Raw genomic sequence first — 9,446 nt, 5'->3', positions numbered from 1 at the left:
GTGGTGATCAACCCCGACAACACGGTGACCTACACGCCCAACGCCAACTACGTTGGCACGGACAGCTTCAGCTACACGGTGACCAGCCCGGCGGGCGTGACCGAGACCGCCACGGTGACGGTCAGCGTGACGCCGCAGTTGAGCGTTGTGCTCTCAGAAGAAGGGCTGTCTGGTGGCATTGCCGATGCGCTTGGCAATCCCACAGACACCACCGATCTTGCCGCGCTGACCCAAGCCTTGCCGATGGTCGTGACGGCTGCAACAGGCCCTAGCGATCTGAAGTCTGATGGGGCGGCTGTCGTGTGGAACTCGGTCAACACCGCCACTGGTTTGGTTTTGACTGGCCAGGCAGGTGGCAAAGATGTGGTTCGCGTGGACTTCAACAACACCGACAACACCTACAAGGTGGAGTTGCTGGGTCCATTGGACCACGAGTCCGGAGACGGTGAAAACCTGCTTGGTTTCAACATCGACCTGACCACCGCTGCCAACACCTCCCTGAACTTGCAAGTCACGGTCGAAGACGACGCGCCAAGCGACGACGTGCTGGTTCAAGCGTCTGAGATGGTTGCGTTGCAAGACACCAACCTCATGCTGGTGCTGGACACCTCTCAAAGCATGAGTGCGGGGACGCCTTCTCAGCTGTCGCAAGCGGTGGATGCGGCCAAGCTGCTGCTGGACAGCTACGACGCTTACGGCGACGTGCGTGTTCGCCTCGTGGTCTTCGATACGTTGGCCAAGACCCAAGGCAGTGCGTGGATGACCGTGGCCGAAGCCAAGGTGGCGCTGGATGCTGTGCAGTTGGGCAGCTGGACCAACTACGACGCCGCGCTGGCCAACGCCATGGATGCGTTTGGCTCGCCGGGCAAGATAGACGGCGCGCAAAACGTGTCTTACTTCCTGACCGATGGCGCCCCTTCGTATGGCGATGGAAATAACGATGTCAATGGCAATGCACTGGTCAACGCCGCTTCTGGGACTGGGGATGTTGGCATCAGTGCAGCAGAAGAGGCCATCTGGCGCGACTTCCTGACCAACAACGACATCACCTCGTACGCGCTGGGTTTCGGCGGTGACTTCTCCGCCGCCGCCCGTGCGCAGTTGGACCCGATCGCCTACAACGGTGCCACCGGCGTGGACATGGCGGGCATCCGGGTGGGTGGCGTGGGCGCCTTGGCGGACATGCTGTTGAACCTGTCGGCTTCCAGTGTGAGCGGCAACATCATCGGTGCCGAAGGGCGGGACGCGGTGACCAACGAATTGGAGACCGTGGCGCTGGGCGCTGACGGGGGGCACATCTACAGTGTCACCTTCCTGGGAGGCCTCTTCATCTACGATGACAAGCATCAAGCGATTATCAAGGTAGGTGGCAGCGACCTGGTGCACACGTTCGATGCCACAACCGGCAACCTGGTCATTGGCCAGACCTTGGGTTCGGTCAGCTTTGCCGTGAACGTGTTCACGGGTGCCTACGAGTACCGTGGCGTGGTGGGCAACACCGAGCTGGTGAAGCTGGAGCTGATCGACAACGACCGCGACCGCGGCGATGTGGACCTGTCTTTGACGGTGAACTACAACCCCGACGCGGTGCCCACTGTCCTCTCGGCGGTGGTCTCGGAAGAGGGGCTGTCTGTTGGTTCGCCCGACGCTGTAGGCATCCCAACGGACTTGACGAACACTGCAGCTACCACCGGGTTCCTGGCGGCCGATGTGACCTCCGTCACCGGACCGGTTGGGTTGACCTCGGGTGGCGAGGCCGTGACCTGGAGTTCGACCACCACCGCAACCGGGTTGACCTTGACGGGTCAGGCCGGCGGCGAATCGGTGATGGAGGTGGTGTTCAACAACACCAACAACACCTATTCGGTGCAGTTGCTCAAGCCTTTGGACCACCCCAACACCGGCGGGGAAGACGTGCTGAACTTCAGCGTGAACGCCACCACCAGCAGCGGCGCCGTCGAGTTGAAGATTGCGGTGGAAGACGATGCGCCCACCTCGGGCACACAACTGGTGAACTCGGTGGTTGGGCCCAGCACCGAAGCGAACGTCATGCTGGTCCTGGATCGCTCGGGCAGCATGTCCAGCCCGCACGGGCCGACTCTGGTCCGTTGGGACAAGGTGGTGGAGGCCGCCAACAACCTGTTGGACACCTTCGCTGCCAACGGTGAGACCATGGTTCGGCTGGTGTCGTTTGACAACACGGCCACCACCCATGGCACGACCTGGCTGACGGTGACCGAAGCCAAGGCCATCATCAACGCCATGCCCGACCCGGCGTTTGGCCCTGGCACCAACTACGACGCCGCATTGAACGTGGCCATGTCGGCTTTCTCGACCACCACCGGTCGTTTGGCCGACGCGAACAACTATTCCTACTTCCTCACGGACGGTGTTCCGAACTTTGGCGACGGGAATACATCGGCTCTGCTCAACCTGGAAGGTGCCGACGATATCGGTGTCTCGTCTGCGGAGGAAACCATTTGGAAGAACTTCTTGGAGTCCAACCAAATTGTGTCTCAAGCGCTGGGCTTCTCTGCCTCCTACAGCGCGGCCGAGATCGGGCAACTCGACCCCATTGCCTACAACGGCGTGACCCGCACCGAGTTGAGCGGCGTGCACGTGCCCAACCCGAACGACCTGAGTGCGGCGCTGGTGGGTTTGGCGCCGGGCGCACCCGGGTTCTCGGGCACAGTGGTGGGGGCATTGGGCGCGGACGCCACCACGGGCCAGAGCGAAACGGTGTCGCTGGGGGGCGATGGTGGTCACATTCACAGTGTGGGCCTGCTGGGCGGCACCTTCACCTACAACGCCGCCACCGACAGCGTGTCGAAAACCGGCGGTGCCGGCTTGACGCACAGCTTCAATGCGGCCACCGACGTGTTGACCATTGACGATGCGGCCACCAACCAAAGCTTGTCGATCAACATGGTGACGGGTGCGTACACCTACAGCGCGCCCACGGGCACGATCACCAAGGCGTCTGTGGTGCTGGTGGATGGCGACGGGGATCAAGGGTCTGTGTCGCTGACGTTGGCGGTGGTCACCAAGATGGGGACCGTGTATGCCGACACGCTGGTGGGCACCGACGGGGCCGACGTCATCGTGGGTGGCGCAAGCGCTGACACGCTGACCGGTGCTGGCGGGGCCGACACCTTTGTGTGGCTGCGAGGCGATGGCGGCAATCTTTTGGTCAGAGACACTATCAAAGACTTCCAGGTGGGCAACTTCGATGTGACGGTCACGGGCGCCAACGCCGCCGATCGGTTGGATTTGTCCAACTTCTTGGTGGGGGCGACGGCCGACAACATTGGCAACTACCTCAGCGTCGTTCAGGTGGGTGCAAATGCGGAAATCCGCATCAGCACTCAAGGTGGGTTCGTGAATGGGGCCTACTCGTCCGTGACCACTATCCACAACGGTGGCACCATCGTGCTGGAGGGTGTGACCCTGAGCGGCTCCAACCTGGACAATCTGAACCAGTTGCTGAACTCTGGCCAGTTGGTGATTGGTTAAACGCTTCTGCGCCGTATCGCTCATCTGAGCGAGCGACAAGCCAACCGATGTGAGTCGGTTGGCTTTTTTTCGCGCTCAACCGCGGCGTGAGCGAATTGAATTGACGCCTTTGGGTCAATCGCGGTAAAAGTGCTTTTTATGAACCGTACAAATGCGGCCTTGTCGCCGCTGGGCATTCAGTCGATTGGACCAACCGTCGGGGATCTGCCTGCCGAGGCTCAGGCTTTTATGCTTCGGCGGGGCTCCGTGCGCACTTGGCGGCATGGCGAGGCCGTACAGGAACATTTGGTGCCTGTGCGCCACATGTCTTGGATCAAGGCCGGGCGGTTGCGGTCTACCCTGACCCAGTCCGATGGTGTGGTTCAGTCGGTGGGTTGGGTCATGCAGTCGGAGCTCATTGGCATGGCCGGCTTGTTGACCGGTACGCCCTCTCGTGTGACGCTGCGCGTGGACACGGCAACTGCCACCGTCGTGCAAATCGACCGTGCCACGTTGGAGGACTTGATCAACCAGGTGGCAGGGGTGGGCTTGGGCATTGCGGTGGGCATGAGCCGGCGACAAGATCAACTGTTTGACATCATCGATGTGGGGCGCCCCCGTTTGCTGATCGAGAAGCTGCGTGCCGTTCTGGTGTGGTGGACCCGCAATTTTGGGGTGACCGCGCTGGATGGCAGTGTCGAGTTGTGGGTCTCACAAAGCGATTTGGCGGACGGTGTCGGCGCGTCCCGCCAACGCGTTCACAGCGAATTGAAGCGACTCCAAGACATGCAGGAGGTTGAGCTGGCCTACCGCAAGCTGATCGTTCGTCCGTTGTTCTTCAGAAAGCTCAAGGAAGTGGACCAGCTTTGATTGAAGCGTTCCTGCCCGGAGCGGTTGCAGCACATCGTGTCACTCACATGGTGTTAGTGACGTGCGCAACATCCCTGCACAATGTCAGGCGTCGTCGTTCCATGTTCCTTGTTCCATGCCCGCCTTTGTGGTGTCAGATCCAGCGCTGGTGCGCCATGCCCATCAGCCGTTGACCGAGCAGCTTGCAGCCCGTTTTGCGCATCGCATTCGGGCCAGGCTGCTCGCGCCCGGGACGCGGTTGCCCTCCGTCAGGGAATGTGCCCGGCAGCAAGGTGTCAGCCCCGCCACCGTGGTGGTGGCCTACGATCTCTTGCAGGCCCAGGGGTTGGTCGAGGCCCGGCGTCAACGGGGATTTTTCGTTCGCGACACCGCTTTGGCTGGCACGCGGTCTGTGGTGGCCCAGGCCGCGCCGCCGCCCAGCATCGCGCAGGCCACCTTGGCCTCCGGCACGGCGTTCAATGCCACGGCACTGATTCGAGGCATGTTCCACGACCCGGCGGGCCGACTGCAACCGGGTGCTGGGACGTTTCCCCCTGAATGGCTGGAGACGGCGTTTTTGTCGGCCGCCTTGCGCAAGGTGGCCGCTGCGGCCCAACTCTCGCAGGCCTCGTTGCGCTATGGAGAGCCGATGGGCGACAGCGGCCTGCGCCGAGCACTCGCGCACCGGTTGACGGGCATGCACCTGCCGGTGGCGCCCGAGCACATCATCACCACCCTGGGGGCCACCCAGGCGTTGGACATCGTGAGCCGCACCTTGCTCAAGGCGGGCGATGCGGTGATGGTGGAGGAGCCGGGCTGGTCGGTCGAGTTTGCCCGCCTCGCGGCTTTGGGCATGCGGGTGCTGCCGGTGCCGCGTCGGGTGGACGGCCCCGACTTGGCGGTGATGGCGCGCTACTGCGAAGAGCACGCCCCCAAGTTGTTTGTCAGTGTGAGCGTGTTCCACAACCCCACCGGCTGCTGCCTGTCGCCCGCTGCTGCCCACCGGGTGCTGCAGTTGGCGCACCGCTTTGGCTTTCATGTGGTGGAGGACGACACCTATGGCCACATCGCGCCCGAACACGCCACCCGCCTGAGTGTGCTGGACGGCTTGCAGCGCAGCATCTACGTCAGCGGTTTCGCCAAGATATTGGCCCCCGACTGGCGGGTCGGCTTTTTGGCGGCACCGCCGGCGCTGGTGGAGCGGCTGCTGGACACCAAGTTGCTGAGCACCTTGACCACACCGTCGCTGCTGGAGCGGGCGATGGCGCTGTGCATGGAGCAAGGCCATTTGCGCCGGCACGCGGAGCGCATCAAAACCCGGCTGGACGCAGCGCGAGCACGTTCGGTGCGGCTGGCCCAGGCGGCAGGTTGTGCGTTTGTGACCGAGCCGGCCGGCCTGTTTGGCTGGGTGGATGTGGGCGTGGACAGCGAGGCGCTGGCCTTGCGCATGCTTGACCTGGGTTACCTGCTGGCGCCCGGCACCCTGTTCCACGCCACCCGCCAGCCCAGCACGTTGATGCGCATCAACTTTGCGACCACGCAGGACGCAGCGTTTTGGGACACCTTTGGCCCGGTGCGCGACGCCGTGGCCCACGGCCGCAGCGGGGTCTGACCGGCTTCAGCCTTGCGACAGCGCTTCCCACCGTTCCATGGCCTGCAGCAGCTCGTCGTCGAGCTCGGCGTGGCGTTTGGCCAGTGCGGTCGCGCGCGTGGGGTCGATGGCGTACAGGCTGCCGTCGGCCAGCAGAACATCGATCTCCTGCTGTTCTTTTTCCAACGCTTCCATGTGTTGTGGCAGAGCCTCCAGCTCGCGCTGTTCCTTGTAGCTGAGCTTGCGCTTGGTGCTGGCAGCCGGTGGCGCCACAGGGGCGGGCGCCGGCGCGGGTGTTGGGGGGGGGGCTGACGCCGCCTTCTGCGCCGCGATCTCGGCCGCGCGGGTGGATTGGGTGATCCAGTCCTGCACATCGCCTTCGTACTCACGCCATTGGCCGGCGCCCTCAAACACGATGGTGCTGGTGACCACGTTGTCCAGAAAGCGCCGGTCGTGGCTGACCAGGAAGACGGTGCCGGGGAAGTCGGCCAGCAGGTCTTCCAGCAGTTCGATGGTGTCGATGTCGAGGTCGTTGGTGGGTTCGTCCAGCACCAGCACGTTGGCCGGGCGGGCGAACAGGCGGGCCAGCAGCAGGCGGTTGCGCTCGCCGCCAGAGAGGGTGCGCACCGGCGCGTTGGCGCGCGCGGGCGAGAACAAAAAGTCGCTCAGGTAGCTCTTGACGTGGGTGCGGCGGTTGCCGATCTCGATCCACTCGCTGCCCGGGCTGATGAAGTCTTCCAGCGTCGCGTCCAGGTCCACCTGATCGCGCATCTGGTCGAAGTACGCCACGTCGAGCTGGCTGCCCTGGCGTACCGTTCCGCTGTCGGGTGCGAGCTGGCCCAGGATCATGCGCAGCAGGGTGGTCTTGCCAGCGCCGTTGGGGCCCATCAGGCCCACCTTGTCGCCGCGCAGAATGGTGCAGCTGAAGTCCTTCACCACCTGCTTGGCTGTTGGGCCTTCGCCGAAGCGTTTGCTCACTTTCTCCAGCTCGGCCACGATCTTGCCGCCAGCCGCTGCGCTGGCCACTTCAAGCCGCACACGGCCCACGGCGTCGCGCCGCTGGGCGCGTTGCTCGCGCAGCTTTTCCAGCCGGGTGATGCGGCCCTGGGCGCGGGTGCGGCGGGCCTCCACGCCTTTGCGTATCCACACCTCTTCCTGCGCCAGCAGCTTGTCGGCGCGGGCGTTGATCACCGCCTCCTGCTGCAGTTGCACCTCTTTCAGCGTTTGGTACTGAGCGAAGTTGCCGGGGTAGCTGAGCAGGCGGCCACGGTCCAGCTCCACCATGCGGGTGGCCACGCGGTCGAGGAAGGCGCGGTCGTGGCTGATGGTGAGCACGCTGCCATTGAATTCCAGCAGCAGGTCCTCCAGCCAGGTGATGCTGTCCAGGTCCAGGTGGTTGGTGGGCTCGTCCAGCAGCAGCACATCGGGTCGGCTCACCAGGGCCTGCGCCAGGGCCACGCGTTTCTTGTTGCCGCCCGACAACGTGCCCACGGTGGTGGCGCCGTCCAGGTGCAGTCGGTGCAGGGTTTCGTCCACGCGCTGTTCCCAGTTCCAGGCGTCCAGCGCCTCGATGCGGCTTTGCAGCATGTCCAGATCGTGGCCCTCGCCGCCGCTGAGGTAAATCTCGCGCGCTTCGATGGCGTCTTTCAGGCCGGCGCTGGCGGCGTCGAACACGGTGGCGTCCAGATCGAGCACGGGTTCCTGTGGCACGTAAGCGATGCGCAGGCCGTTTTGCACCTGCACCGTGCCGTCGTCGGGTTTTTCGAGGCCGGCCAGTATCTTGAGCAGGGAGGATTTGCCGGTGCCGTTGCGGCCAATCAGGCCAACACGCTCTTGGGTTTCGAGCGCAAAGTCGGTGTGGTCCAGCAGCGGCACGTGGCCGTAGGCCAGGTGGGCCTGGGTGAGGGTGATCAATGCCATAAGTGAGCGGGATTATCCCCGCCCTCTATATAGTGACCGGCATGAACACGACGGAGGACCGGTCATGGATTTGGTGGTGAATGGCGCGAAGCGCGTGGTGGAGGTGGACCCGACCACCCCTTTGTTGTGGGTGTTGCGCGATGCGCTGGCACTCACAGGCACCAAGTTCGGCTGCGGTGTGGCCGCCTGTGGCGCCTGCACCGTGCGGGTGGCGGGCCACGCGGTGCGTTCGTGTGTCACGCCGGTGTCGGTGGTGGCGGGCAAGCCGGTTCAAACCATTGAGGGTTTGGCCGACGGTGGCCGCTTGCACCGCCTGCAGCAGGCGTGGATTGATGAACAGGTTCCGCAGTGTGGCTACTGCCAGTCGGGCATGTTGATGGCGGCGGCCGCGTTGCTGGACAAAACACCCAAACCCACCGATGCCGATATCGACGCCGCGATGACCAACCTCTGCCGCTGTGGCACCTACCAGCGCGTGCGCCGCGCCATCCACCGCGCTGCAGCGGCGGGAGGCAAGCCATGAGCCGCGCATCGGCGCAGGCGGGCAAGGTGTCGCGCCGAGGGCTGCTGCTGGGCGCGGCGGGTGCGGCTGGGTTGCTGCTGGTGGGGTGGGGTGTCATCCCGCCTCGCTCGCGTCAGGGTAAGCCAGAGTTGTGGTCGGTCGGGGAAGGCGAGGTGGCCCTCAACGGTTGGATCAAGGTGCTGGCCGATGGCGGCGTGGCGCTGGCCATGCCCCGCAGCGAAATGGGGCAAGGCGTGCACACGGCGCTGGCCATGCTGGTGGCCGAGGAAATGGACTTGCCGCTGGCGCGCGTGCAGGTGGTGCAGGCCGGGGCAGACAAGATCTACGGCAACGTGGCCATGTTTGTGGCCAGCCTGCCTTTTCACCCCGCGCTGTCGGAAGGCGCTGCACCGCCATTCAAGGTTCGAGCGGCAGAGTGGTTGGTGGCCAAGGTGGCGCGCGAGCTGGGCATCAACGCCACCGGGGGTTCTTCAAGCGTGGCAGACGCGTGGGAGCCCGTGCGGGCGGCAGCGGCCACCGCGCGGGCGGCCCTGCTGGGTGCCGCAGCAGCGCAATGGAAGCTGCCGGTGGCCGAATTGGCCATTGTGGAGGGGATGATCCGGCATTCCTCGGGTGCGCAGGCGCATTTCGGGCAGCTGGCCCGTTCGGCCTCGGCCACGCCACCGGGCACCGTCACGCTCAAAGCCCACGCGGATTTCAAGCTGCTGGGGCGTGCTGCGCCGCGCTTGGATTTGCCGTCCAAGGTGGACGGCAGCGCGGTGTTTGGCCTGGACGTGCGCTTGCCCGACATGGCGTTTGCGGCCGTCCGCATGTGCCCGGTACTTGGCGGCGCGCCCGGCGCCTTTGACGCCAACGTCGCCTTGCGCATGCCGGGGGTGGTGCGCGTGGTGTCCTTGCCTTCTTACGCGGGCAGCACGGCCGGTGTGGCAGTTGTGGCGTCGAGCTACTGGCAGGCGCAGCAGGCGGTGCGAGCACTCAACATCGCGTGGCGGCATCCTGTGGGGCCGTTGGTCGACAGCGAGAACATTCGCCAGCAACTGTTGAACGAGGTGGGCACCGATAGCGGTTTCG

Annotated in this window: 6 protein-coding genes (1 of these 6 cut by a window edge); 5 read left to right on the top strand and 1 reads right to left on the bottom strand. The window is 64.5% G+C overall.

The annotated features are described in order from the left end of the window. The 3 genes from ACFQPB_RS03355 to ACFQPB_RS03345 all read left to right on the top strand — a co-directional run. A partial coding sequence (locus ACFQPB_RS03355) for a VWA domain-containing protein (RefSeq protein WP_382219754.1) occupies positions 1-3,513 on the top strand: 3,513 nt, incomplete at its 5' end. Positions 3,514-3,651: 138 nt separating this feature from the next. Further along, positions 3,652-4,362 carry a Crp/Fnr family transcriptional regulator gene (locus ACFQPB_RS03350; RefSeq protein ID WP_382219751.1) on the top strand — a complete coding sequence of 237 codons (711 nt, stop codon included), beginning with the start codon at positions 3,652-3,654 and terminating at the stop codon, positions 4,360-4,362. Between the two features lie 115 nt (positions 4,363-4,477). Further along, a complete protein-coding gene (locus ACFQPB_RS03345) occupies positions 4,478-5,953 on the top strand; it encodes an aminotransferase-like domain-containing protein (protein WP_382219749.1) in 1,476 nt (491 codons plus the stop codon). Positions 5,954-5,959: 6 nt separating this feature from the next. Here the strand turns inward: ACFQPB_RS03345 and ACFQPB_RS03340 are convergent, their stop codons facing one another. Next, positions 5,960-7,852, bottom strand: coding sequence for an ATP-binding cassette domain-containing protein (locus ACFQPB_RS03340; RefSeq protein WP_382219747.1), 1,893 nt, complete (start codon positions 7,850-7,852; stop codon positions 5,960-5,962). A gap of 64 nt (positions 7,853-7,916) precedes the next feature. Here ACFQPB_RS03340 and ACFQPB_RS03335 point away from each other — a divergent pair, with 64 nt between their 5' ends. Both ACFQPB_RS03335 and ACFQPB_RS03330 read left to right on the top strand, forming a co-directional pair. Then, positions 7,917-8,375, top strand: a complete 459-nt coding sequence (locus ACFQPB_RS03335; RefSeq protein WP_382219745.1) for a (2Fe-2S)-binding protein — start codon at positions 7,917-7,919, stop codon at positions 8,373-8,375. After that, a protein-coding gene (locus ACFQPB_RS03330; protein WP_382219743.1) for a xanthine dehydrogenase family protein molybdopterin-binding subunit crosses the window boundary here: on the top strand, positions 8,372-9,446 show its 5' end (the start). The gene runs 1,220 nt beyond the window's last position; only the first 1,075 of its 2,295 coding nucleotides appear in the window; the start codon lies at positions 8,372-8,374; its stop codon lies off the right edge, out of view. The genes ACFQPB_RS03335 and ACFQPB_RS03330 overlap by 4 nt, the downstream gene beginning before the upstream one ends.

Source organism: Hydrogenophaga atypica, assembly GCF_042665215.1.
GTDB classification, from domain to species: Bacteria; Pseudomonadota; Gammaproteobacteria; order Burkholderiales; family Burkholderiaceae_C; genus Hydrogenophaga; species Hydrogenophaga defluvii_A.
The sequence above is the reverse complement of the archived record's forward strand: the minus strand, read 5'-3'. Positions and strand labels throughout refer to the sequence as shown.

Coding starts and splice junctions, on each gene's coding strand:
- ACFQPB_RS03350 (WP_382219751.1), top strand. CDS start 3,652: ATGAACCGTACAAATGCGGCCTTGTCGCCGCTGGGCATTCAGTCGATT.
- ACFQPB_RS03345 (WP_382219749.1), top strand. CDS start 4,478: ATGCCCGCCTTTGTGGTGTCAGATCCAGCGCTGGTGCGCCATGCCCAT.
- ACFQPB_RS03340 (WP_382219747.1), bottom strand. CDS start 7,852: ATGGCATTGATCACCCTCACCCAGGCCCACCTGGCCTACGGCCACGTG.
- ACFQPB_RS03335 (WP_382219745.1), top strand. CDS start 7,917: ATGGATTTGGTGGTGAATGGCGCGAAGCGCGTGGTGGAGGTGGACCCG.